At 39.7% G+C, this 23693-nt stretch carries 24 protein-coding genes; 14 read left to right on the top strand and 10 right to left on the bottom strand.

Annotated elements, in window-relative coordinates; genetic code table 11:
- Nucleotides 1-124 precede the first annotated feature (124 nt).
- Entirely contained in the window at nucleotides 125-982 is an 858-nt protein-coding gene (locus ACSLUF_RS00480; RefSeq protein WP_435624172.1) for an N-acetylmuramoyl-L-alanine amidase-like domain-containing protein, read from the top strand.
- On the opposite strand, the gene ACSLUF_RS00475 is transcribed toward ACSLUF_RS00480, so the two are convergent.
- Together ACSLUF_RS00475 and ACSLUF_RS00470 are read right to left on the bottom strand one after the other, a co-directional pair.
- Nucleotides 959-1720, bottom strand: a complete 762-nt coding sequence (locus tag ACSLUF_RS00475) for a ThuA domain-containing protein (protein ID WP_435624171.1) — start codon at nucleotides 1718-1720, stop codon at nucleotides 959-961. The genes ACSLUF_RS00480 and ACSLUF_RS00475 overlap by 24 nt on opposite strands.
- Before the next feature lie 11 nt (nucleotides 1721-1731).
- The gene (locus ACSLUF_RS00470; RefSeq protein ID WP_435624170.1) at nucleotides 1732-2610 is read right to left on the bottom strand and encodes a helix-turn-helix domain-containing protein; all 879 of its coding nucleotides are present in this window, start codon (nucleotides 2608-2610) and stop codon (nucleotides 1732-1734) included.
- A gap of 208 nt (nucleotides 2611-2818) precedes the next feature.
- On the opposite strand from ACSLUF_RS00470, the gene hemA reads away from it, so the two are divergent.
- From hemA to ACSLUF_RS00410, 12 genes are all read left to right on the top strand, one after another.
- Nucleotides 2819-4087: a glutamyl-tRNA reductase gene (gene hemA / locus ACSLUF_RS00465; protein WP_435624169.1), complete on the top strand. Its 1269-nt coding sequence runs from the start codon at nucleotides 2819-2821 to the stop codon at nucleotides 4085-4087.
- A complete protein-coding gene (gene hemC / locus ACSLUF_RS00460; RefSeq protein WP_435624168.1) occupies nucleotides 4072-5001 on the top strand; it encodes a hydroxymethylbilane synthase in 930 nt (309 codons plus the stop codon). Before hemA ends, hemC begins: the two co-directional genes overlap by 16 nt.
- A gap of 82 nt (nucleotides 5002-5083) precedes the next feature.
- On the top strand, nucleotides 5084-5653 hold the full coding sequence (locus ACSLUF_RS00455) for a uroporphyrinogen-III synthase (protein ID WP_435624167.1): 570 nt from the start codon (nucleotides 5084-5086) through the stop codon (nucleotides 5651-5653).
- The gene (gene hemE, locus ACSLUF_RS00450) at nucleotides 5650-6675 is read left to right on the top strand and encodes a uroporphyrinogen decarboxylase (RefSeq protein WP_435624166.1); all 1026 of its coding nucleotides are present in this window, start codon (nucleotides 5650-5652) and stop codon (nucleotides 6673-6675) included. The genes ACSLUF_RS00455 and hemE overlap by 4 nt, the downstream gene beginning before the upstream one ends.
- Nucleotides 6672-7166, top strand: a complete 495-nt coding sequence (locus ACSLUF_RS00445) for a DUF6973 domain-containing protein (RefSeq protein ID WP_435624165.1) — start codon at nucleotides 6672-6674, stop codon at nucleotides 7164-7166. The genes hemE and ACSLUF_RS00445 overlap by 4 nt, the downstream gene beginning before the upstream one ends.
- Nucleotides 7163-8065: an oxygen-dependent coproporphyrinogen oxidase gene (gene hemF / locus ACSLUF_RS00440; protein ID WP_435624164.1), complete on the top strand. Its 903-nt coding sequence runs from the start codon at nucleotides 7163-7165 to the stop codon at nucleotides 8063-8065. The genes ACSLUF_RS00445 and hemF overlap by 4 nt, the downstream gene beginning before the upstream one ends.
- Before the next feature lie 25 nt (nucleotides 8066-8090).
- Nucleotides 8091-8879 carry a PhzF family phenazine biosynthesis protein gene (locus tag ACSLUF_RS00435; protein WP_435624163.1) on the top strand — a complete coding sequence of 263 codons (789 nt, stop codon included), beginning with the start codon at nucleotides 8091-8093 and terminating at the stop codon, nucleotides 8877-8879.
- A gap of 3 nt (nucleotides 8880-8882) precedes the next feature.
- Nucleotides 8883-9872, top strand: a complete 990-nt coding sequence (gene hemB, locus ACSLUF_RS00430; RefSeq protein WP_435624162.1) for a porphobilinogen synthase — start codon at nucleotides 8883-8885, stop codon at nucleotides 9870-9872.
- Between the two features lie 41 nt (nucleotides 9873-9913).
- A complete protein-coding gene (locus tag ACSLUF_RS00425) occupies nucleotides 9914-11035 on the top strand; it encodes a CNNM domain-containing protein (RefSeq protein ID WP_435624161.1) in 1122 nt (373 codons plus the stop codon).
- Nucleotides 11035-11505, top strand: a complete 471-nt coding sequence (locus ACSLUF_RS00420) for a methylated-DNA--[protein]-cysteine S-methyltransferase (RefSeq protein ID WP_435624160.1) — start codon at nucleotides 11035-11037, stop codon at nucleotides 11503-11505. Before ACSLUF_RS00425 ends, ACSLUF_RS00420 begins: the two co-directional genes overlap by 1 nt.
- An 84-nt stretch (nucleotides 11506-11589) precedes the next feature.
- Complete coding sequence (locus ACSLUF_RS00415) at nucleotides 11590-12303, top strand: 3'-5' exonuclease (RefSeq protein ID WP_435624159.1); 714 nt, start codon at nucleotides 11590-11592, stop codon at nucleotides 12301-12303.
- 295 nt (nucleotides 12304-12598) lie between these two features.
- Nucleotides 12599-13768, top strand: coding sequence for a hypothetical protein (locus tag ACSLUF_RS00410; RefSeq protein ID WP_435624158.1), 1170 nt, complete (start codon nucleotides 12599-12601; stop codon nucleotides 13766-13768).
- A 31-nt stretch (nucleotides 13769-13799) separates the two neighbouring features.
- On the opposite strand, the gene ACSLUF_RS00405 is transcribed toward ACSLUF_RS00410, so the two are convergent.
- Nucleotides 13800-15995 carry a S8 family serine peptidase gene (locus ACSLUF_RS00405; protein ID WP_435624157.1) on the bottom strand — a complete coding sequence of 732 codons (2196 nt, stop codon included), beginning with the start codon at nucleotides 15993-15995 and terminating at the stop codon, nucleotides 13800-13802.
- Between the two features lie 151 nt (nucleotides 15996-16146).
- Entirely contained in the window at nucleotides 16147-17112 is a 966-nt protein-coding gene (locus tag ACSLUF_RS00400) for an endonuclease (protein ID WP_435624156.1), read from the bottom strand.
- A gap of 58 nt (nucleotides 17113-17170) precedes the next feature.
- On the opposite strand from ACSLUF_RS00400, the gene hflX reads away from it, so the two are divergent.
- Complete coding sequence (gene hflX, locus ACSLUF_RS00395) at nucleotides 17171-18388, top strand: GTPase HflX (RefSeq protein ID WP_435624155.1); 1218 nt, start codon at nucleotides 17171-17173, stop codon at nucleotides 18386-18388.
- A gap of 260 nt (nucleotides 18389-18648) precedes the next feature.
- Here hflX and ACSLUF_RS00390 read toward each other — a convergent pair whose 3' ends face one another.
- The 6 genes from ACSLUF_RS00390 to sufD form a co-directional block, all read right to left on the bottom strand.
- A complete protein-coding gene (locus ACSLUF_RS00390) occupies nucleotides 18649-19584 on the bottom strand; it encodes a DUF3078 domain-containing protein (RefSeq protein ID WP_435624154.1) in 936 nt (311 codons plus the stop codon).
- 111 nt (nucleotides 19585-19695) lie between these two features.
- Nucleotides 19696-20202, bottom strand: a complete 507-nt coding sequence (locus tag ACSLUF_RS00385) for a DUF2480 family protein (RefSeq protein ID WP_435624153.1) — start codon at nucleotides 20200-20202, stop codon at nucleotides 19696-19698.
- Nucleotides 20203-20280: 78 nt separating this feature from the next.
- Entirely contained in the window at nucleotides 20281-20610 is a 330-nt protein-coding gene (locus ACSLUF_RS00380) for a DUF59 domain-containing protein (protein WP_435624152.1), read from the bottom strand.
- Between the two features lie 7 nt (nucleotides 20611-20617).
- On the bottom strand, nucleotides 20618-21040 hold the full coding sequence (locus tag ACSLUF_RS00375; RefSeq protein WP_435624151.1) for a SufE family protein: 423 nt from the start codon (nucleotides 21038-21040) through the stop codon (nucleotides 20618-20620).
- Between the two features lie 71 nt (nucleotides 21041-21111).
- Nucleotides 21112-22338: an aminotransferase class V-fold PLP-dependent enzyme gene (locus ACSLUF_RS00370; RefSeq protein ID WP_435625854.1), complete on the bottom strand. Its 1227-nt coding sequence runs from the start codon at nucleotides 22336-22338 to the stop codon at nucleotides 21112-21114.
- Nucleotides 22339-22363: 25 nt separating this feature from the next.
- Entirely contained in the window at nucleotides 22364-23680 is a 1317-nt protein-coding gene (gene sufD, locus ACSLUF_RS00365; RefSeq protein WP_435624150.1) for a Fe-S cluster assembly protein SufD, read from the bottom strand.
- Nucleotides 23681-23693 lie beyond the last annotated feature (13 nt).

The raw sequence follows: 23693 nt of genomic DNA, 5'->3' as shown, positions 1-23693 counted from the left end.
AAAATCAATTTTTGTATTGTCCCGCAAAAATAGGGCTTGAAGCTTAAAATGTATGGGTAAGGGTCAATTTGTTTCCTTATAATTCCATAGATAACTTTAATTTAGCTTCTATTGCAATTTGAATATGATGCGTTTTTGTTTTTTGCTTCTATTATTCGGTCACTTTCTGAACCCATTGACTGCTCAAATTACATGTGTTGCACAAGATTCCACCCTTTTTGAAAACAAGTTGAACCAATTAAAGCATATACAAACTTCATCTCTTGGCGACAGTTTAGTGGTAATTGGAAAATCCTTTTTGGGAACGCCTTATGTGGAAAAAACCTTGGAAGTAGGAGAAACCGAAACGCTGGTTGTAAATCTCAGGGGATTGGACTGTACCACTTTTGTAGAAAACGTTTTGGCATTCGGTCTTCAACTTAAAAAAGACGAGAATTTGTTTCTTGATTTTGCCAAAAATCTAGAAACCATTCGGTATAGAAATGGAGATATGAATGGCTATCCCTCTCGTTTACATTATTTTACGGATTGGATTAGAAATAACGAATCTATGGGTTTGGTAAAGGATATTACTCCAGCTCTGGGAGGTGAAATCATTCAAAAACCTATTAATTTCATGGGTACGCATAGAAATTTATATCCTTTTTTATCCGACAACTCTAACTACGAAAAGATACTTCAAATCGAATCGGAATTGGCTAGTGAAGCATTGTGTATTTTACCCCAAAATCAAATTGAAGCCCAAGAAATGAACATCCAAAACGGTGACATTATCGCTTTGGCTACTTCCATAAAAGGTTTGGATGTAACCCATACGGGATTTGCCATTCGAGTTGATGGTAGAATCCATTTGCTCCATGCCTCTACTTCAGGGAGTGTTACGATTACCAAAGAACCTTTGGTGGATTATCTCAAAAAAATAAAAAATAATACCGGAATAATTGTAGCAAGACCTGAGCTACTCTCTTCCCAAACACCATAAAATAGCTCCCAATAGGTGTTGCCTAAATTCAGGTTCATCAAAAGATTCTTCAGTATGACCTCCTCCTGTGTAATAAGCTCTCCCTCCATCAAATTCATGATACCATGCAATAGGATGGTTTTTGCCATTCGTGCCTCCATCATAGCTGGTCTCATCTAGGTTTAGCAGCACAGAAATATTGGGGTTGATGTTTTTGTAGTTGTACCATTCGTCACTTCTGCTCCAAGAATCCTCTAAATGCGCGGTTGAAGCATGTTCCTTGGAAAGCACATCTATCTTGGCATTACGTACATTAGGATCGTTGGGATGGCTTTTAAAATAGCCCCCAACCAATCTGCCATACCATGCCCAGTTATATTCTGTATCTGCCGCGGCATGAATTCCCAAAAAACTACCTCCTGATTTGATGTAGTTTTCAAATACCCTTTGCTGCTGATTGTTTAAAACATCCTGGGTAGTGCTTAGAAACACAACCAATTTGTAATTTTTTAAGTTTTGTGCATTGAAATCTTCCGAAGTTTCCGTTTGAAGCACAATGAAATTGTTTTTCCGACCTATCTGCCTTAATGTATGAACTCCTTTCTCAATGGATTTATGACGATACCCTGTGGTTTTGGTAAAAGCAAGCACAAAATCTGGAGTTTTAATGCCTTCCGGCTTATCCGTTTCTGGATTTTGCTGTGAATGCAAGCATAAGCTTAAACCAAAAACAAACACAATTAGTGGAAAGAGTTTCATCTAAGTATGGTTTAGACCGTTGAAGATAAATATTTTTTAGGCGTAGTTCCATACTTCTTTTTAAAGGAGGCGATAAAATGACTTGCAGTGCTGTATCCCACCTTTAATCCTACTTCGTTTACATTATGCTTTCCAGTTTCTAGCATTTTTCTGGCATAATCCATTTTGTAATCGAATAGGAAACCATAAACGGAGTCACCATAAATCTGTTTAAACCCCTCTTTAAGCTTTTTTAAACTTAATCCTATCTCCTCAGAAAGCTCAGCCAAGGTAGGAGGTTCCGACATCCGCGCTATGATGATTTCCTTTGCCATTTTTATGCGTCGGACATTGTCCTCATCTGCCAAAAAAGGACACTGTTCCAGATCGGCATCCTGTGCTTTATTGAAGTAAAGTGAAATAAGCTCATAAACTTTACCCTTAACATAAAGCTCTTTCATGAACGGATGGAGGTTGTAACTCATCAATTGGCTCAATACCACAGCAATTGCCGGGGAGACCACTTCCTGCGAATAGTACTTTTTTTCAGCAAACTCATCACTTAGAAAGGGAATATATCCAGCTTCACTGGAAAACAGGGAATGAAACTTCCGAATCGTCATTACTATGGATAAAAGCCAAGAATTGGGTTGCATGACCAGGTTTAAAGGCAAATCTTTTTGAGTGTTATAAAGCAACAAGGAGTTTTCCTCGTTTACCTCCAAGTGATAGTTCCCCTGATTGAACAAAAATTGGGAACTCCCTTTTAAACAAAAATGAAATTGAATAAACGAACTGTCTATGTCCCTTTCAACCAAGGCTTTATCTTCCGTTTCATTCTGGATTTTTAAGACATAAAATCCCTCTTCAATCAAGATTTCCTCGTAGGTACCTTTAGCGACATTTTCCATTTTACAAATCCTGCATTTAAGCTTTTAAAAACTATTTAGAATTACTCTAAATTAATTGATATCATATTAAAACGCCTTTAATCATTACAATTCTGGGATTTTCAGCAGAAATAGGAATGAATTGAACAAGAACTGACATTATTAGTTCTTTCAGCGTTATTTTTTCAAATATACACCATATATTTTTGTGGCTGAGTTTTGCTCAGGTATGAGAAATTATCACGTTTCTAAACATAGCTCATTTTATGCCATAGGCTTAAGCTACAAAAAAGCGGATGCCCATACCCGTGGTAAATTTAGCTTGGATGTTCCCGCTATTGACGCCTTAATGAAGAATGCCAAAGCTCAGGGGACGGATGGATTGTTGGCTATTTCTACTTGTAATAGAACAGAACTCTATGGGTTCGCCCAACATCCGTATCAACTTATCAAAATTCTTTGTGACCAAACCCAGGGTACCGTTGAAGAATTTCAAGAAGTAGCCTACATCTATAAAAATCACAATGCCATAAGCCATCTTTTTAAGGTGGGTACTGGGTTGGACAGCCAGATTTTGGGGGATTTTGAAATCATTAGTCAAATCAAGCAAGGATTTTACCGGGCGAAAAAACATGAAATGACCAATCCTTTTTTGGAAAGGCTGTGCAATTCTGTGATTCAGGCCAGTAAGCGAATTAAAAATGAAACGGAACTATCTTCCGGGGCTACTTCAGTAGCTTTTGCGTCCGTTCGATATATTTTGGATAACGTTCCCAGTATTTCTGAAAAGAATATCCTGCTTTTCGGTACAGGTAAAATTGGAAGAAATACCTGTGAAAATCTCATAAAGCATTCTGAGAACTCCCATATTACTTTAATCAATAGAACAAGACAAAAGGCGGAGGCTGTAGCGGGCAAATTTAAATTAACCGTTAAGGATTATGCTGAACTCCAACCTGAAATAAGAAAGGCCGATGTTTTGGTTGTTGCCACTGGAGCTCAACTTCCAACGGTTTCCAAAGCCTTGATTCACCCGAAGAAACCCTTGTTGATTTTGGACTTATCCGTTCCCAAGAACGTTTCTGATGATGTATTGGATTTGGACAATGTCTCTTTGGTACATTTAGATCAATTGTCCCAAGTCACGGATGAAACTTTGGAGAAAAGAAAAGAATATATCCCCAGTGCTGAGAAAATTATTTCACAAGTAAAAAATGATTTTCTAAAGTGGTTGGAATCTCGAAAGTTTGCCCCTGTAATCAACGCGTTGAAGGAAAAATTGAAAGTGATGAAAGCTGAGGAAATTGATTTTCACTCCAAAAAGCTCAACGACTTTAATCAAGATCAGGCAGAAATCATTTCCGACCGAATAATCCAAAAAATCACCAAGCAATTTGCTAATCATTTAAGGCAAATGGATTCAGACCCAGAAAATAGTTTAGCCCTTATCCAAGAAATATTTCAACTAGAAATCGATTCTGAATGGGTAAAATCATAAGAATTGGTACCCGCGAAAGCGAACTCGCCTTGTGGCAGGCAAAAACGGTTCAGACCAAATTGGAGGCTTTGGGTCATGATACTATTTTAGTTCCCATAACTTCTACAGGCGACCAGGTCTTGGATAAGCCACTTTATGAATTGGGAATTACAGGCATTTTTACCAAAACCTTGGACATCGCCTTGTTAAAAGGACAAATTGATATTGCGGTGCATTCAATGAAGGATGTCCCGACCCAGTTACCTCAAGGTATTATTCAATGTGCCGTTTTGGAGCGCGCAGTTGCAAATGACATTCTTGTTCATAAAGGTGCAGAATTTCTAGAAGATTCAGAAAACACTTCCACTATTGCCACGGGCAGTTTGAGACGAAAAGCGCAATGGTTGCACAAATATCCCAACCACAATGTGGTTGACTTACGAGGCAATGTCAATACGCGTTTGCTAAAGCTTATTGAAAACGATTGGCAAGGCGCCATTTTTGCCCAAGCTGGTCTAGAACGAATAAAACTAATGCCCAAGGATGCTATTATTCTTGATTGGATGGTTCCAGCTCCCGCTCAGGGGGCAATGGTGGTAGTAAGCTTAGAAGAAGATTCCCATTGTAAAGAAGTTTTGGAGAAAATCAATCATACTCCCTCCGAAATTGAAACCAAGGTGGAACGAGAGTTTTTACGCACCTTGGAAGGTGGTTGCACTGCACCTATTGGAGCTCTGGCACAAATTCAAGATGATTCGTTGTTTTTTAGAGGGGTTCTCTTTTCTTTGGACGGTAAACAGAAACTAGAAATAGAAAAATCCGTTTCGTTGGATACAATTGAAGGTTTCGGAGCAAATTGCGCAAAAGAAATTTTAAACCAAGGTGGAGATGCCTTAATGCAGGCCATTAGAGATGAAAACAGTGCTCTCCACTAGAATATTGACCCTTTCACAAAAGGAATTATTGCTAAATTCTGGGATTGGATTTGTGGAGTATGATGCATTGCATATTTCCTTGTTGGATTTTGAAATTCCCCGCAACACTGAGCATGTTATTGTAACCAGTAAGAATGGTGCAAAATCATTTTTAAAAGCTTTCGAAGGTATCTCTAAAAGCACTTTAAAAGAAACATTCAAATTTTATTGTGTTGGCGAAAAAACACGGAGGTTTTTAGAAGAATCCGGATTTCCAGTCGTCGAAACTGATTCAAGTGCCTCAGAATTAGGGCATTTGATTATCTCAAAATATAAAACCAATAGGTTTATTTTTATTTCTGGGAATTGGAGAAGAGATGAAATTCCAAACCTTTTTTCGAAAAATAACGTTCAGTATCAAGAATTTCAGGGGTATATGACTTCCTTTAATCCAAAAGCATTTGACACCGAATTTGACGGTTATCTTTTTTACAGCCCAAGTGGTATAAAAAGCTTTTTGGAGTCAAATAAGATACCCCACCACCCTCTTTTTTGTATTGGTGAGACCACCGCAAAAGAAGCAAGGAAACAAAGTAAAAATATAATTGTAGCAAACCAGCCAACCGTAGAAAATGTATTGGTTCAGGTGGTTAAACATTTCAAAAGAATATGATAAAAAACGATTTATTCCTTAAAGCCCTTAAAGGAGAGTCCGTGGATAGGCCACCGGTATGGATGATGCGACAGGCTGGACGATATCTTCCAGAGTTTATGGCCTTAAAGGAGAAGTATGACTTTTTCACCCGTTGTCAAACTCCTGAATTGGCTTCGGAAATCACGGTGCAACCCATCCGTAGGTATGGAATGGATGCTGCCATACTTTTTAGTGATATTTTGGTCATCCCACAAGCCATGAATATTGAGGTTGAAATGAAACCCAATTTTGGTCCCTATCTTCCGAATCCTATTAGAAATGTGAGCGATTTGGACCGTGTTGTGGTTCCCGAAGTCGAATCTTCTTTAGGCTATGTGTTGGATGCCATCAAAATGACCAAAGAAAAATTGGAAGATGAAATTCCTTTAATAGGTTTTGCAGGCTCACCTTGGACGATTCTTTGCTATTGTGTAGAAGGGCAAGGAAGCAAAAGTTTTGATAAAGCCCGTGGCTTCTGTTTTACCCAACCCGAAGCCGCTCATGCACTGCTTCAAAAAATTACAGATACTACCATCGCTTATCTTAAAGCGAAAGTGAAAGCAGGGGTAAATGCCGTTCAAGTTTTTGATTCCTGGGGTGGTATGTTATCACCAGTGGACTATCAAGAGTTTTCTTGGAAATATATTCAACAAATTGTTGATGCTTTAAAAGATGAAACTCCTGTTATTGTTTTTGGAAAAGGCTGCTGGTTTGCCCTCAAAGAGATGGCCTCTTCGGGAGCTTCAGCTGTAGGAGTGGATTGGACCTGTTCAGTCATGAATGCCCGCTATTTGACTGGCGGAAAAATCACGCTTCAAGGGAATTTTGACCCAGCTCGGTTGTTATCTCCACCCGAAACCATCAAAAAAATGGTTACCCAAATGATAAACGAGTTTGGTAAGGATAAATACATTGTGAATTTGGGTCACGGGATTTTGCCAAATATTCCTTTGGAGAATGCCCAAGCCTTTATTGAAGCGGTAAAGGAGTATAAGGTGTGAACATAGTTAGGGCTTTACGAAACTTAGGTGCTAAAGATATCTGGCAAGTTTTTCTTCTTGCGTTATGGCATCCTTTGTTCGTTTTACCTACACTTTTCGCAACTAAAAAGTGTATAACCTTGTCCACACAATATTTTGGAAAGGCCCATCATGAAAATGGACCGGCCAATGCGTTTAGACATGCTTTGTGGAATTATATTATTGCCCGTTCCTGCTCCCGATGGAGTACAAAAATGGACAAAGCGGTTGTTTGGGCAAAAAAAATAACAGACTGGCATGAGGAAGCCTTCGTTAATTCTCCTCTTGCACGTGCTATGGATTTACATAACAACAAGGTAGGGCGCTATCTGTTTTCAAAATATGGTGAAACATCTTTGGAAGAGCTGGTTGACATGCTGGTTGACATGACCAAAGAATCCATTTTAGTCGAAACTGAGAATGAAATTGACGCAATTTCCATGCATTTGGTTCATATAATTGACACACAATGAAAGACAAATTCTATAACTACATACAAAACCTTCAAGATACCATCACAAACGGATTGGAAAAGATGGATGGTGAAGCCAAATTCCAAGAAGATTTATGGAATAGACCTGAAGGTGGTGGTGGAAGAACCCGAGTGATTGAAAATGGAGCCGTTTTTGAAAAGGGAGGGGTTAATATTTCCGCTGTTCATGGACCCTTGCCCAAAAGTATGCAACAGTATTTCGGTGTAGATGATGTTGATTTCTTTGCCTGTGGACTCAGTCTTGTAATTCACCCCAAGAGTCCGATGGTCCCTACAGTTCATGCGAATTGGAGATATTTTGAGATGTACGATAAAACAGGGGCCATTGTAGATCAGTGGTTCGGAGGGGGACAGGATTTGACCCCTTATTATCTTTTTGAAGAGGATGCCGCACATTTTCATACGATTTGCAAACGCGCATGTGATGCTCACGATTTGGAATTTTATCCCAAATACAAGAAGAAATGCGATGAATATTTCTGGAATAGTCATAGAAATGAAGCCCGTGGCGTAGGCGGACTCTTTTTTGATTATTGCAAGGCGACCGAAGAAAAGACCATGGAAGATTGGTGCCATTTTGTAACCGAAGTTGGAAACAGTTTTTTGGAAGCTTACTTGCCTATAGTGGAAAAAAGAAAAGACCTTAAGTATTCACAAACCGAAAGAGACTGGCAAGAAATTCGAAGAGGTCGTTATGTGGAATTTAATTTGGTTCATGACAAAGGCACCTTGTTTGGATTAAGGACCAATGGCCGTATTGAAAGTATCTTAATGAGTTTACCCCCTCATGTTCAATGGAGGTATGATCATAATCCAGAAAAAGGTAGTCAGGAAGAAAAACTGATTCAAGTGCTTCAAAATCCAAGGGAATGGGTTTAATCTTTAGTTTTGTAAAGCCATGGGTATGAAACAAAAAATTTACCAAATTGATGCATTTGCTTCGGGTCCTTTTAAAGGGAATCCGGCAGCTGTTTGTGTAATGGATTCTTGGATACCCGATGAAGTTATGCAAAGCATTGCCGAGGAAAATAACCTTGCGGAAACGGCATTCACCGTTTTGGAAAATGGGAAATACACGCTTCGTTGGTTCACCCCTGAAACTGAAGTTGACCTTTGTGGACATGCCACCCTAGCTACGGCTTATGTGCTTTTCAACTATTATGCTCACAACAATAATACCATTCTGTTTTATTCACCGAGAAGTGGTGAATTAACTGTAAACAGTGAGGGAGATGGACTTATCTCCCTCAATTTTCCCACAGATGAAATTGAAAAGGTTGCAACTGAGAGTGCTATAAATGAGGCTATTGGGAAACCCCCCTTGGAAACCTACAAGGGCAAAACCGATTATATGTTGATTTACGGTTCACAAAAGGAAATTGAGGGCCTAAATCCTAATTTTTCCCTTTTGGATAAAGTGAATTGTAGAGGGGTAATTGTAACAGCTCCTGGAGATAAAGTCGATTTCGTTTCCCGATTTTTCGCACCAAAATGTGGTATTCCAGAAGATCCAGTTACGGGCTCAGCCCACACCACAATGACACCTTACTGGTCCAAAGCATTAGGAAAAACTAATCTTTTTGCAAAGCAACTCTCCAAACGGGGTGGTGATTTGCAATGTGAAGATTTGGGAGAACGAGTAAAAATATCAGGAAAAGCCGTACCCTATTTGGTTGGCGAAATAGAATTGTAACCTATGTATCCTTTAATAAGAAATAGAAGACTACGCCAAAGTGAGGCCATCCGAAGATTGGTTCGCGAAACAGTAATTACTCCAGATGATTTTTTGGTGCCCTTGTTTGTAGTTGAAGGAAATGGAGTTAAAGAAGAAATTCCCTCCATGCCCAACTATTATCGAATGAGTTTGGATAAACTTCAAGCGGAGGTAAAACAGTTGTGGGATATGGGACTATGCACTGTTTTACTTTTCGTTAAGGTTCCAGACAATCTTAAGGACAATCAAGGAAGTGAAGCTTTGAATCCAGAAGGATTGATGCAAAGAGCCATCAAAACCGTAAAAGATAGTTGCCCAGAAATGCTGGTAATGACCGATGTGGCCCTTGACCCTTTTTCTTCTTACGGCCACGACGGTATAGTTGCTGATGGCCAAATTCTGAATGATGAAACTAGTGAGATTTTAGCTGAAATGAGCGTTTCGCACGCTCAAGCGGGTGCAGATTTTGTGGCACCAAGCGATATGATGGACGGTAGGATTCTAACCATACGTGAGGCTCTGGAAGATGAAGGGTTTCAGAATATTGGAATCATGAGTTATTCAGCCAAATATGCCAGTGCATTTTATGGTCCGTTCCGGGATGCTTTGGATTCTGCTCCGGTGGATATAGAAAATGTGCCCAAAGACAAGAAAACCTATCAAATGGACCCCGCCAACCGATTTGAAGCGATTCGAGAAACCCAAATGGACATTGACGAAGGAGCAGATATTGTTATGGTAAAACCAGGTCTTGCCTATTTGGACATTGTTCGAGAAATAAAGAATGAGGTGGATGTTCCGTTGGCAGTTTATCAAGTTTCTGGCGAATACGCCATGCTTAAGGCCGCTGCTGAAAAAGGCTGGTTGGACCATGACTCCGTCATGATGGAACAACTGATTTCGATTAAAAGGGCAGGAGCAGATATCATAGCGAGCTATTTTGCCAAGGATGTCGTCCGATTATTGGGGTAGTTCAAAAAAAATATGCATACTTTTAGAAAGCACTAGATACTATGGGACTTTTACTCTTTTACGCTTTCATTTCCATTTTCTTTTCATTCCTATGCTCGATATTGGAGGCTGTCCTATTGAGCATAACGCCCACATTTATCAACGTAAAAAAACAGGAGGGAAAAGAATATGCAGTGCAGTTGGAGGGGTTAAAAAAAGATGTGGACAAGCCCCTTATCGCTATTCTCACCTTAAACACCATCGCACATACGGTAGGTGCCATTTTAGTCGGAGTTCAAGCAAAAGTGGCTTATGCTGAAATGTATGGAACCAATACTCGTTCCATTTTTGGTATGGAGTTTACTGAGGATCTCATGGTTGGGGTAGTGTCGACTATCATGACCATATTGATTTTGGTAGCTTCTGAAATCATTCCCAAAACCATTGGCGCAACCTACTGGAAACAACTGGCCAATTTTACTGCTAAATCCTTAAAAATTATGGTGTTGATTCTCAAGTATACTGGTCTGCTCTGGTTGCTACAATTATTTACCCGATTGGTTGGCGGGAAGGGGCATCATGGAAGTGTACTTAGCCGCGAAGATTTTACAGCTATGGCCGATATTGCCGAAGAAGAAGGGGTTTTCCAAGAATCCGAATCGAAAGTGATTAAGAATTTGTTGGTTTTCGATGAAATCCAAGCCAAGGATGTGATGACACCTAGAACCGTCATGAAAATAGCATCCGAAGACACCACGATTCAAGAATTTTTTGACAACAATCGCCCGCTGCGTTTTTCACGGATTCCCATTTTTAAAGATAGAGCCGACAATATCACTGGATTTGTCCTAAAAGATGAAATGCTTGAGGCCATTATCAACAAAAAAGGAAAAGAGACCCTTTCTACACTTAAAAGGGAAATGTTGGTCACCAGAAGAAACAAGCCCATTCCTGAACTCTTTGAAAAGTTCGTAGAACAAAGAAACCATATTTCCTTGGTAGTAGATGAGTATGGTTCAGTAAGTGGTTTAGTAACCATGGAAGATGTGATTGAAACCTTGTTAGGCTTGGAGATTATGGATGAAAGTGACAACGTGGAAGACCTTCAAGTATTGGCCCGAAAGAACTGGGAAACGCGAGCTAAGCGCCTAGGAATTATTGAAGAAGAAAGTGAAATAGAATAATGGAAACCGCTTATATTGAGACGCCTATAGGTTTTGCAGAGATAAAAGGTGATGAAAATGGCCTTTCAAGTATTAGTGTGCTCAATGAAAATAAACCAAAAGGTATAGTTCCTGAAGTTTTGGAGGATGCGGTTTATCAATTTCAGGAGTATTTTGAAGGAAAGCGTCAAAATTTTACACTAAAATTAAATCCTGAAGGAACAGATTTTCAGAAAAAGGTCTGGGAAAAGCTACAATCCATCCCATTCGGAAAAACCGTATCCTACCTTGAACTTTCCAAGCAGCTTGGTGATGTAAAAGCCATTCGAGCAGTTGCCGCCGCAAATGGGAAAAACCCTCTTTGGATAGTCGTTCCTTGTCATCGTGTTATAGGTTCAAATGGAGATTTAGTTGGTTACGCCGGTGGTCTGGCAAGAAAAAAATGGTTGCTGGAACATGAAAGTCCTGTAAAGCAAACTTCGCTTTTCTAGTCTTACCTAATTCTTAGTCATTTGGGAATGGATGTGAGAAATCTCTTAAAATTTATATCTTCCAACCCATAAAAATTCCAAATCATGCTGTATAAACTTAATCTTGAACATATCCTGTTTTTGGATATCGAAACTGTGCCTCAACACCCTAATTTTTCCGACTTGGAAGGAAACGTCCAAGAACTTTGGGCCCAAAAAACCCAATACCAACGAAAAGAAGAAATCTCTCCCGAAGACTTTTATGACCGAGCTGGCATATGGGCTGAGTTCGGAAAAATCATCTGTATTTCCGCCGGCTATTTTTACTTCAAGAATGACTTAAGACATTTTCGTGTTACATCATTTCATGGAGATGAAGTCGATTTGCTCAAAAAATTCAAACAGCTCCTTCAAGAGCATTTTAGTCAAACGAAACATTTACTATGTGCCCACAATGGCAAAGAATTCGATTTTCCTTATATAGCCCGGAGAATGGTAATCAATGGCCTCAACCTTCCCTATAAATTGGACCTATTTGGTAAAAAACCATGGGAAGTCCCTCATCTAGACACCATGGAACTTTGGAAATTCGGAGATTACAAACACTTTACTTCATTAAAACTACTGGCCCAAGTGCTAGACGTTCCTTCTCCAAAAGAAGATATTGATGGAAGCATGGTAAGCCATGTATATTACAAAGACAATGACCTAGAACGCATTATTAAATACTGCGAACGGGATGTTATTACCGTAGCTCAGATAATTTTACGGTTGCGAAATGAGAAATTGATGACTGATAAAGATATTGTTTTTGTTTGACGACTTGAAATCAGGAAATTAATTATCTTACTTAGATATTTTTGGCTTAACAAGTAACTATCTCCCAATCTTATATTCCGTTCGCGTTAACCAAAGGTGTCGCGCCCAAACCATACGTAATGCCGGGCCTTCAACTAGTAATTAATTTTGAAAATACCTCATGAATCCTGACAATGGCCATCAATGGAGTTCTATAAGGAAATTTGGATTTAAATTCATTTTTGTTTTCTTATTTCTTGTCATTTTTCAAATGTTTTCCCGCTTTTTTTTCCGCTTTTTCTTAGGGGACGGGAACATGGATTTTTTATACTTTCCATCGTTTTTAGTGCAGAATTATATCCTTCAATTGCATGAGGTTTCCATCTGGACCCATTCTGTAAGCGGAGGAACAGATACTCTCGACGATTGGGCACAACAGCTAGCTTTTATACTTCTGGCATTAATTGCTGCAACCACCTGGACCCTTCTCGATAGAAAAAGAAGCAACCATACAACTCTATTCCAATGGACTAAAATTACAGTGCGCTATTTTCTGGGTTCTGTGATGCTTTTGTATGGGTTAAACAAGCTGTTTCTGATACAAATGGAGTATCCTAAATTAAGCCATTTCTATACGCCTTTAGGGGATTTCACGCCCATGGACCTTGCTTGGACATTTTTTGGATATTCCCCTCCTTACGAATTTATTGGTGGATTATTAGAGTTTGTAGCAGCAGTACTTCTCTTTTTCCGAAGAACTACGTTGCTCGGATTGCTGATTTTTTTAGGGATAATGAGCAATGTGCTCATGTTCAATTACTTCTACGGTGTAGCAGTGAAAATTTTTTCCACCACACTGGTTCTGATGGGACTTTTCCTGCTCCTGGAATACATGCCAAAACTCATTGACTTTTTGCTACTTCAAAAATCTGTAAAAATTGAAGTGCCTCAATTAAACCTGGTAACCCCATGGAAAAAGAAGGCAAGATTAATCTTTAAGTACGGATATATTTTAATAGGTCTTGTTGGGCTCGTTATTCTTCATTTTCAGACATATTCTCGACTTAACGACCACACTCCCATTGAAATAGAAGGCGCTTATGATGTGCATTCCTTTCAGCTAAATGGAAAAGCAAACACAGATTATTTTGATGCCCTGCGTTGGAATCAGGTTGTGGTAAATAGAAGTTTGGATGGTTCTTCTAGCTCAGGCCACGTATCTCTGGGTACCACAAGGAGAGAACTGGCCAGTTTTGAAATTGATAGTCTGAATCAGCTAAGAATTGTATTTGCCAGAGATTCCTCGACAATTTTCACAGGCTCCCATCGTCAGGCAGGCGATACTTTCGTGTGGACAGGTCAAATTGCAGAAGATTCTATTGAAATGGTTCTTAAACGGAATAAAAGGGAATTGACCCTTCATGAAAGACCAATTATGTTGATTATGGATGCTGGAGAAGCTGAGAACCTTAGGGCTAGAAAGTAATGTATCATTAGTGCGGATAGGCTTTCATCGCTTAATTCTTGTAAAATTTAGTGGTTTGTATTCCAGAATAATCTTGAACCACCAAAACATACAATCCAGAGGATAAATCCGATACGGAAACCTTCTCAATAGCACTACCCTTTTTAACAATGGTTCCAGAAGTTGCAACAATGGAATAGACAGCATCTTGGGAAAGTTCAGCGTCAATTTCCAGTTCATTCACTGCGGGATTGGGATATACACTTATCCCCAATGAACCTGTGAAACCAAAGGTTGTATTTTCTTGAATTTTAGTTTCGGTCCCATTAAAGGTAAAGCGCAAAATTTCAGAAAATTCAGAAGTCTTGCTTTCCGTACAAATAGTTCTTATTCTGACCTCATATTCCTCACCTATTTTAAGTTGGTTCAGCTGCATGGAGTTTTCTGTGATAAAATGAGATTTCCAACTCCCGTCGGAACCTGATTTGTATTGCACTTCAAAGAGAGTCTCCTCTGCCTCCGGCCAAATAATATCAACAGAATCCTCATTCAAAGCATTCAATCCGATGTCTTCAGGAGTTTGCAAAGAGCATTTTGAGATTTTTGCGCCAGATACTATCAGTGAAAAATCTTGAAATCCATTTTTCAACTCCCCTTTGTGACTTATAACTATGGTATAGGTGCCCTTGGCATTTTGAATATTGACACGTTCGAAGGGATCAACCGAGTTATCAGCTCTTGTTGCGGGATCATTGGCACGTCGAGGGTCTAACTTCCAAGGAAGATGTGTTGCATTGTTTTGTACTACCCTAATATCCAAATCATTCACTAAAGCCTTGGTAGCGCTATTCATTTCTCCTCTATTGATGTACTCTCCTTCAACATCTGTCCATGAAATGGAAATGGTCAACGCTTGGCTTTCCAATGCTTCCACCTCTAAGGTATACGTTTCTCCTTGCGCCAGTTGATTCTCTTCTATTAAAGTTGTGAATCCTTCATTCTGGAGTGTCTCAGCAGCGGTTTTTGCATTAAGTATTCCCCACCCCATTTTATAATCTGGACCTAAGGTTCCGACTTCATCTGCGGTATGAAGTGCTAATCCTTTAAGGGTAGCCGCCTTCATATAATGTCCGAAAAGCTCGTTATGATATTGTTGAAGTAAAAGCAAAGAACCCGTTACTCCAGGTGCAGCCATCGAAGTCCCTGTCGAAGTTCCATAACTGGTATTACTTTGCGAAGTGGTAGAAAAAATTGAGGAACCATCGCCGGCCAAATCCGGTTTGATTCTACCATCATCAATAGGTCCCAAACTGCTATACCCAGCAATGTTGGCTTCCAATAACTCACCCTTTCCATTGAACTTGGTATTCGCTCCGGCCACGGTCAGCGCATTCTTGGAAGTAGCGAATCCCAAGAGCAAATCAAACCCATCAGCAGTTTTTCCATAGATAGGTGATTCGTTGTCATAGGATTTTTGGGAATTTCCGGCGGCGTTGACCATTAAGTAATACGGTGCATTGTACATGATTTTGTCCCAATCCTGTGAAACTTTAATGTAAGCTCCAAAATACCAATCTGGAACGCGATCTGATTTTATTCCATAGGAATGATTGCTCAATAGCATTCCGGAAGCAGCAGCTTCGGCTACTTCAATTTTATCACGCGTCCAGTTGTGGGTAACGGCATTTGCGCCAAAAGCTACTCCTCTTGCCTTTGGTTTTACGCCAGATGATATGATATTTCCGGTTACCAAAGTGGCGTGTGGACTTGCTTCCTGCGAACCATCTCCAGAAAATGCTCTTGTGTCAAACTCTTGATGGGAATTTAAGGCTATACCGCTATCCCAAACTCCTACCTGCATGCCATTTCCATCCAAACCTAAATTTAAGTCCCCATTTGAATATAAGGATTGGGCCCTAGATACTTGATTGGTTGGATCATTTAAAGTCGTATAGTATAAAAGCGTACCATCATCCCCAATATCATTTAAAGCCACTACAGTGCCATCTTTCAACTTCTCCATCATATTCAAACCCTCCTTTTTGTGGGTAGCACTCAGTCGCAAAGCGACATCTTTGGCTTCTGCTTCAAACTCAGAAATGAGACTAGTAATGTTCTGTTGATTGTACTCCTGTAGAATTTGCTGTCTTTCCAAAACGGTTTGACCAAAACTGGCAAGCATTCCAAAAAATAGTAAAATTATCGAGGTAAAAAGCCTAGTTGCCCAAGTAGGTATTTTAAAGTCCATAATCGAGGTTGAGTAAGATTTGGACTACAATACTATTTCATGAAGCATGAACTATCGTTAAAAAACCCTTTTATTTCGATGAATTACATGGAATTTGATGCTTAGCTGTTGTGAAAGTTTTAAATCCTGTTGTGTAGTACTTTTCTTTCTTTTAATTTTCTTTCAGTACCACATATACTGGAAAATGATCACTATATCCTCCTAAATATTTTTTTCCCGTATAGGTTCGAAATGGGTTGCCTTTATATTTTCCTTTCCATTCCTTAAGAAATTTTGGAGCAAAAATTTTAGCTTTTTTAAAACTATGGGTGCCTTTTTCAAAGTTTAAAAAACTATGGGAAAGCAGTATTTGGTCAAATAAACTCCATTCACCTTTATAATTCGCACTACCCGAATTTGGCGATAACAAAGACTGCATAGGGTTGATGAATCTACCGGTATCCATCAATCGCTGGATACTTTCCGATTTTGGGTCATCATTAAAGTCACCCATTATGATACAATTTGGGTTTTCATCTGGAATCTGTTCCAGTTTTCGGATGATAGTTTCGGCAGCCTTTATTCTTTTTGGGTTGGTTTCATCTACTCCATCCCTTCGGGAAGGCCAATGATTGACGAACACATGTACTTCTTCTTCATGCAATTTGCCGTATACATATAGTATGTCTCGTGTTAAATCTCTTTCCCCATCTTCATTGTCTACTAATAAGGGAATGGTCTCCGACTCAAGAACTGAAAAGTGCTTCGGGTCATAGAGCAGTGCGGTATCAATTCCCCGCTCATCGGGAGAATCAAAATGAACATACTCGTACCCTAAATCCTTTAAGGATTTTGTGGACAACAACTCATTGATGACTGTCTTGTTCTCAACTTCCGCCAAGCCAACTAGGGTTGGAAATAAACTGGTGTCCCCTTCACCGATTCTGGAAATCGTTTTTGCCAGCTTTTTTGTCTTTCGCCTAAACTTGGATTCATCCCATTTTTTTTTACCCTTCGGTGTAAAGTCGTCATCCAGAATATAAGGGTCATCTTTGGTATCAAAAAAATTCTCCAGATTATAAAACGCAATGGTAAAACGGTCTTCCAAAATTTTGGGGTTATGCTTGAAGTTATTCATTACAAAATACGAAAATCGCTTTCAAAACATTACGTAGATTTGCACTTTACCACAATTTATGCTCGAAAAAAAGGCTATTGCATATGAAAAGGCGGTTCTTATTGGAGTCATCAATCAGAGCCAAAATGAAGAGAAGGTACGCGAGTATCTAGACGAGCTGGAATTCCTAACCTACACAGCAGGAGGTGAGGTTACCAAGCGTTTTGTGCAACGGGTCGAGACCCCAAATCCCAAAACATATATTGGAAGTGGGAAAATGGAGGAAGTCCAACAATATGTCAAAGCCAATGAAATAGGTTCTGTCATTTTTGATGACGAGCTATCACCCGCACAGCAAAATAATATTGAAAAGCTTTTGCGATGCAAAATTTTGGACCGCACCAGTCTTATTCTAGACATTTTTGCACAAAGGGCCCAGACCAGCTATGCTAGAACCCAAGTTGAACTGGCACAATACGAATACCTTCTTCCCCGATTGACCGGACTATGGACGCACTTGGAACGACAACGAGGGGGTATCGGTATGCGTGGTCCTGGTGAAACCGAGATTGAAACAGACCGTCGAATCGTTCGGGACCGTATTGCATTGCTTAAAAAGAAATTGGTGAAAATTGACCGACAGATGGAAACCCAGCGTGGTAATCGTGGGGCGTTGGTTCGGGTCGCCTTGGTCGGATATACCAATGTGGGTAAATCCACTTTGATGAATGTCATCAGTAAGAGCGAGGTTTTTGCCGAAAACAAATTATTTGCCACCTTGGACACTACGGTGCGGAAAGTGGTTATTGGTAATCTGCCATTTTTATTGAGTGACACGGTTGGATTCATCCGAAAATTACCTACGCAACTTGTGGAAAGTTTTAAAAGCACTTTGGATGAAGTCCGTGAGGCCGACTTACTACTTCATGTGGTAGACATTTCCCATCCCAATTTTGAAGAGCATATTGCTTCAGTCTATAAAATATTGGATGAAATAGGCAGCTCGGAGAAAAAGGCCATTATGGTTTTCAATAAAATTGATCAATATGTGCCAGAAACAATCCCGGAAGACGACTTGACTACCGAACGAAATTCCTCTCATTTTACCTTAGAAGAATGGAAAAGAACTTGGTTCAATAAAATTGGTGACCGAGCCCTTTTTATTTCCGCTTTGAATAAGGAAAATCTCGATGAATTCAGAAAGCGAGTATACCAAGAAGTCCGGGATATTCATGTAACTCGATTCCCCTACAACAATTTTTTATATCCGGAGTATTTGGATGAGTACCATTCTTGATTTGGACCACCGGTATAGTTCTTCGATGAACGACCTGTCTTAACTCTCTCCACCACAACTTTCTGGTCCTTCACAACAAAAATTTAAGCACAAACCACAGAAAAACTATTTTCATATCGTTTTTAAGTGTTAGTGTTGCCACAAGTCTTCCATTGACTTAACCTACTTTAGACTATGGTACAAAAAAGCTTAAAACCCCAATTCGCCCCACATAAAAAAGCCCTCTTTTAGGAGGGCTTTATCTTTATATTTTAGTTCGATTAAAACGTATAACTTAGACCTAGTGTCCAATACGTTTGTAGCTCATTATCAATGGAGTCAAATGTAGCATCTGGGTCGGGGGTAGGCGCTAGATTTTGAACAAAGTTCAATGTTTCTTGCCGGTTGTTTCGTAAACCAAAATCGAAACCTACACCGATGACTTTCCAAAGGGTATATGCAAAGGAATTGGTCCATGTCCAATTGCTTAAATCTCCACTTTCATAACTCTGGAACATGGATAGATTACTCTTAAAGCTAATGGCCCCAATTTGACGCGTATAATCGGCCACAATCTTGGCTCCGGCAGATGATTCAAAAATGGTATCCTCATCACTAAATACAAAGTTGTAGTTCAAGGGGTGAATAACTACAATAAGGTTTGCAATAGGTGTCCAAGTTGCACCGATACCTAAGTCCAAATACCCTGGATTATTCACATTACTTAATAAAGTAGTGCGATATTCCGCTAACGCAGAAATGGCAAATTTCTCGCTCAGTTTTCTACCATATAGTGACGAAATATTGAAGACATCCGTAGCTTCCCGAAAACCGCTATCATCGGTCGGGTCATCTTGATCATCCAACTTTACCCAAGCCAAATTAACATTGGCAGCATTACGCCAAAAGAATTTTTCTTGCTGCAAATTGGCAAAGGCGTTAACCGTAAATCCAATATTACCAGAAGAGTTGTTGGGTATCCCCTGGGCGAACCAGTTATTGAACTCTGAAATACTTCCACCAATAGTTCCAAAAGCTCCTATTTTCCAACCTGGAAGGGCATCCAATTGTGACTGCAAGGCATTGACCCGACCTTGGATGGCTGCAATGGAATCTTTTTTTGGAGCCATCTCAGCTTTAATCTCTTCAGCAGTTTTCTGTCCAAAGACTGTGATTGAAAAAAACAGTAGGGCGCAAGTAGTTAAGACATGTTTCATAGTATGGAGTTTAGTATTTAGACCCCAAAAATAAAAAATGTCACTTGCAAAAAATAGAATTTATCCTTTGATGGGAGGTATTTTTCCTACGGAATACAAAATCAATGGTAATTACCTTCTTTTAAATAGCGGTACAGCGGAACATGCCTCTCCGTACATTACACTTTTGGCTACCTGCTGGATTCTGGATATGGCCATTAGATACGCATTTTGCGGTACAGGTTTATTGGAACACCCTTTAATGATGATGGGTTTGTCCTTAAAATCGAAAAAGTCGTAATCCCTAAGTTGTTCTTGGTATAAAGTTGTTTCCAAAGTTACCAAATCACCTTGGACCACTTTCTTTACGAAGGGAGTCAATTTAGAAGTCACCAACATAAAAGCCCAACCAGGAACGATAGCATCTGAGGAACAAGTTAAGGCCACATATTTGTCTTGATAAGTAGTCCAATCCACTTCTTCCAGTTGCTTGCGGAACTCTTTTTCACGTAGAATTAATCCTTCATAGAGCCATTGGGTAATGTCAAGTACTTCACGTTCCCCCTCTTGATATAATTCTTCAAGATCAAAAGTGATTAATTTACTTTGGGCGACTCTATTTATTATTTCTTCTTCCATATTGTAATTCCTGCTAGGGCAGAAATCTTTTTAATTAAACGGATTACGCTTCAACAGCTAAAGGACAAACTATACGTTTTACAACAGTCCTAATTCCAGCTTCGCCTCCTCGCTCATCAAATCTTGGGTCCAAGGGGGGTCAAAAGTAATTTCAACTTCTACATCTTTTAGTACGTCCAAAGACTTTACCTTCTCCTCTACCTCAACCGGCAAGGTTTCAGCCACAGGGCAATTAGGGGATGTCAAGGTCATCAAAATCTTAACATCATTATCTTCATTTACGAAAACGTCATAGATCAAGCCCAATTCATAAATGTCCACAGGAATTTCTGGATCATAGATGGTTTTCAAAACCTTGACGATTTTTTCGCCTAATTCTTGGGTATCTATAGTGATTTCTTTACTCATTTTTCTTCTAGTTTAACTGGGTTTGATAGGCAATGGCATATAACTTCAATTGCTTTACCATGCTTACCAATCCGTTAGCTCTTGTTGGGGATAAATGTTCCTTTAATCCAATCTCATCAATGAAATCCGTGTTGGCATCAATAATATCCTGAGGTTTTTGATGACTAAAGGCACGTATCAAGATGGCAATAATTCCTTTGGTAATGATAGCATCGCTGTCCGCGGTAAAAACCAATTTATCATTATCAAGCTCAGCATGTACCCAGACCTTGCTTTGGCATCCTTTAATAATATTGTCGTCTGTCTTGTACTGGTCCTCAATCAAAGGAAGTGATTTCCCCAATTCAATCATGTATTCATACCGTTGCATCCAGTCATCGAACATGGAAAACTCATCTATGATTTCTTCTTGAATCTCTGCTATGCCCATCTAAAAATTTTGTTCAAAAGTACAACTCGAGTTGGTGTGAATCAATCTTTTAAGAGAAAGATAACGATGGCTTAGAGCAACATGTTTCTGGCTCGTTCCACACCTGTAACCAGCACGTCCACTTCCTCTTTGGTATTGTAAAAACTGAAACTGGCCCGTACCGTTCCTGGAATTTGATAAAAATCCATGATTGGCTGTGCACAATGATGACCAGTACGCACCGCAATACCCAGCTTATCCAGAATTGTCCCAATATCATAAGGGTGTATCCCTTCAATATTGAATGAAATTACCGAGGTTTTTTGTTTAGCGGTACCATAAATTTTCAATCCTTCCATGGCCAATAGCTTTTCGGTAGCATAGTGGAGTAACTCCTCTTCATATTGAGCAATGTTCTCCAAACCAATTCCATTTAGATAGTCTAGCGCTGCCCCGAATGCTATGCCACCCGCTATGTTTGGTGTACCTGCCTCAAATTTGTGGGGCAAATCGGCATAGGTGGTTTTCTCGAAAGTTACTTCTGCAATCATCTCGCCACCTCCTTGATAGGGCGGAAGTTTTTTCAACCATTCTTCTTTACCGTAGAGCATCCCCACGCCTGTTGGTCCACATATTTTGTGTCCCGAAACCGTATAGAAATCCACATCCAAAGCTTGCATATCTGCTTTAATATGAGGTGCTGCCTGAGCTCCGTCTATCAATACTGCGGCATCTACCGTATGCGCAGCATCAATAATCTCTTTGATGGGATTGATGGTTCCCAAAGCATTGGAAATATGGTTACAAAAAACCAATCGGGTCTGTTCCGAAAGTAGTTCGTGAAATGCTTCCATCACCAACTCCCCATTTTGATTCATGGGAATGACTTTCAAAACCGCACCGGTTCGTTCAGCAAGCATTTGCCAAGGCACAATATTGGAGTGATGTTCCATGGCCGACACCAAGATTTCATCTCCCTTTTGCAATAACGAGGAGAAACCATTGGCCACTAAATTGATGCTATGGGTTGTTCCGGAAGTGAAAATCACCTCATGGACTTTGGCAATATTAAAATGCTTTTGAATTTTTTGACGGGCTTCTTCGTAAGCGTCGGTAGCTTCTTGAGAAAGTGCATGCACCCCTCTATGGATATTGGCATTGTAGTTTTGATAATAGTCTACAATAACATCAATGACCTGTTGGGGGGTCTGGGAAGTGGCCGCATTGTCTAAATACACCAACGGCCTTCCATTTACCTCTCGGCTCAAAACCGGGAAATCTTTCCTAATCGTGGTTACATCCAAACTCGTCCTCACCATTCCCATACACTCGATGATTTACTAATTAAAGGTCAAAACCAAGACTTACCCCTAATTTATTGGCAATCAGTTTATTGATTCGTGTTTTTAACTCAGGGATACGAACACTTTCCAACACATTATTAGCAAAGGCGTACATCAATAAGGCTTGGGCTTCCCTCTTCGGAATTCCTCTAGTTTGCAGGTAGAAAAGGGCTTCTTCATCCAACTGTCCTACTGTGCAACCATGTGAACATTTAACATCATCGGCGAAAATTTCCAACTGCGGTTTGGTATTCACCGTGGCTTTATCGCTTATTAAGACGTTATTGTTTTGCTGGAACGCATTGGTTTTCTGGGCAATCTTATCTACAATAATCTTCCCATTGAAAACCCCGGTAGATTGCTCTCCGAAAATACCTTTATAATCTTGATGGCTTTCACAATTGGGCTGTGCATGATGCACCAAAGTATGGTGATCAACATGTTGTTTTTCGCCCAAAATAGTTACTCCCTTTAGGGTTGAATCGATTCGCTCCCCATTTTGATAAAAGTTTAGGTTGTTTCGAGTCAACTTTCCACCAAATGAAAAAGTATGAACGCGAACCACGCTATTGTCTTTTTGGGAAATATAGGTGTTGTCAATCAATGATGCTGTATTCACATCATTCTGAACTTTGTAATAGTCCACAATCGCGTCTTTTGCTGCAAAGATTTCGGTGACTGAGTTGGTCAAAACCTCATTCCCAGTCAAACTTTGATGGCGTTCTATCACCTGAAGCTCGGCATTCTCCTCGGCAATAATCAAATTTCTGGGCTGCAACAACAAAGCTGCCTCGTTACCCGTGGCCAAATGCAAGATTTGAATGGGCTTTTTGGGCATTTTGTTTTTTGGGATGTAGATGTAAGCGCCTTCTTTGCTAAAAGCAGTATTTAAAGTTGTCAAAGACTCATCTTTTGAAGCTACCTGGTTAAAGTACACATCGATAACCTGACGGTATTGAGGTTTGGTAAGCGCCGAACTCATCAAACAAACATCAACTCCATCATGTGTGGTTTCGGAAAGATACGAGCTATACACCCCGTCAATGAATACAATCTTATAGGTGTCAATTTCGTGGACAAAGTACTTTTTGATGTCCTTATATTCCAGTGCTGTTTCCTGTTTCGGGAAAATGCTGAAATCCACTTTTTGAAGATTGTTTAAGGAGGTATATTTCCAAGCTTCCTCCTTTTTGGAAGGAAAGCCTTTGTTCTCAAAATTCTTTATGGCCTCAGAACGCACTTCATGCACCGGATTGTCCAAATCCACATTGCTTTCAAAAGCCAAAAAAGAAGAGAGTAATTTATCTTTTAAATCCATAGTATTCAGTGTT

Origin of the sequence: Flagellimonas sp. (assembly GCF_965601775.1) — a bacterium.
Lineage (GTDB): Bacteria > Bacteroidota > Bacteroidia > Flavobacteriales > Flavobacteriaceae > Flagellimonas.
This window is presented reverse-complemented; position numbering and strand designations above follow the sequence as displayed.

What these genes read in the sequence shown, in the direction of transcription:
- ACSLUF_RS00435 (WP_435624163.1), top strand. Translation starts at nt 8,091, where the DNA reads ATGAAACAAAAAATTTACCAAATTGATGCATTTGCTTCGGGTCCTTTT.
- ACSLUF_RS00475 (WP_435624171.1), bottom strand. Translation starts at nt 1,720, where the DNA reads ATGAAACTCTTTCCACTAATTGTGTTTGTTTTTGGTTTAAGCTTATGC.
- ACSLUF_RS00390 (WP_435624154.1), bottom strand. Translation starts at nt 19,584, where the DNA reads ATGAAACATGTCTTAACTACTTGCGCCCTACTGTTTTTTTCAATCACA.
- hemC (WP_435624168.1), top strand. Translation starts at nt 4,072, where the DNA reads ATGGGTAAAATCATAAGAATTGGTACCCGCGAAAGCGAACTCGCCTTG.
- ACSLUF_RS00480 (WP_435624172.1), top strand. Translation starts at nt 125, where the DNA reads ATGATGCGTTTTTGTTTTTTGCTTCTATTATTCGGTCACTTTCTGAAC.
- ACSLUF_RS00425 (WP_435624161.1), top strand. Translation starts at nt 9,914, where the DNA reads ATGGGACTTTTACTCTTTTACGCTTTCATTTCCATTTTCTTTTCATTC.
- ACSLUF_RS00385 (WP_435624153.1), bottom strand. Translation starts at nt 20,202, where the DNA reads ATGGAAGAAGAAATAATAAATAGAGTCGCCCAAAGTAAATTAATCACT.
- ACSLUF_RS00470 (WP_435624170.1), bottom strand. Translation starts at nt 2,610, where the DNA reads ATGGAAAATGTCGCTAAAGGTACCTACGAGGAAATCTTGATTGAAGAG.
- ACSLUF_RS00410 (WP_435624158.1), top strand. Translation starts at nt 12,599, where the DNA reads ATGGATTTTTTATACTTTCCATCGTTTTTAGTGCAGAATTATATCCTT.
- ACSLUF_RS00375 (WP_435624151.1), bottom strand. Translation starts at nt 21,040, where the DNA reads ATGGGCATAGCAGAGATTCAAGAAGAAATCATAGATGAGTTTTCCATG.
- sufD (WP_435624150.1), bottom strand. Translation starts at nt 23,680, where the DNA reads ATGGATTTAAAAGATAAATTACTCTCTTCTTTTTTGGCTTTTGAAAGC.
- ACSLUF_RS00400 (WP_435624156.1), bottom strand. Translation starts at nt 17,112, where the DNA reads ATGAATAACTTCAAGCATAACCCCAAAATTTTGGAAGACCGTTTTACC.
- ACSLUF_RS00370 (WP_435625854.1), bottom strand. Translation starts at nt 22,338, where the DNA reads ATGGTGAGGACGAGTTTGGATGTAACCACGATTAGGAAAGATTTCCCG.
- hemB (WP_435624162.1), top strand. Translation starts at nt 8,883, where the DNA reads ATGTATCCTTTAATAAGAAATAGAAGACTACGCCAAAGTGAGGCCATC.
- hflX (WP_435624155.1), top strand. Translation starts at nt 17,171, where the DNA reads ATGCTCGAAAAAAAGGCTATTGCATATGAAAAGGCGGTTCTTATTGGA.
- hemF (WP_435624164.1), top strand. Translation starts at nt 7,163, where the DNA reads ATGAAAGACAAATTCTATAACTACATACAAAACCTTCAAGATACCATC.
- hemE (WP_435624166.1), top strand. Translation starts at nt 5,650, where the DNA reads ATGATAAAAAACGATTTATTCCTTAAAGCCCTTAAAGGAGAGTCCGTG.
- ACSLUF_RS00420 (WP_435624160.1), top strand. Translation starts at nt 11,035, where the DNA reads ATGGAAACCGCTTATATTGAGACGCCTATAGGTTTTGCAGAGATAAAA.
- hemA (WP_435624169.1), top strand. Translation starts at nt 2,819, where the DNA reads ATGAGAAATTATCACGTTTCTAAACATAGCTCATTTTATGCCATAGGC.
- ACSLUF_RS00380 (WP_435624152.1), bottom strand. Translation starts at nt 20,610, where the DNA reads ATGAGTAAAGAAATCACTATAGATACCCAAGAATTAGGCGAAAAAATC.
- ACSLUF_RS00405 (WP_435624157.1), bottom strand. Translation starts at nt 15,995, where the DNA reads ATGGACTTTAAAATACCTACTTGGGCAACTAGGCTTTTTACCTCGATA.
- ACSLUF_RS00415 (WP_435624159.1), top strand. Translation starts at nt 11,590, where the DNA reads ATGCTGTATAAACTTAATCTTGAACATATCCTGTTTTTGGATATCGAA.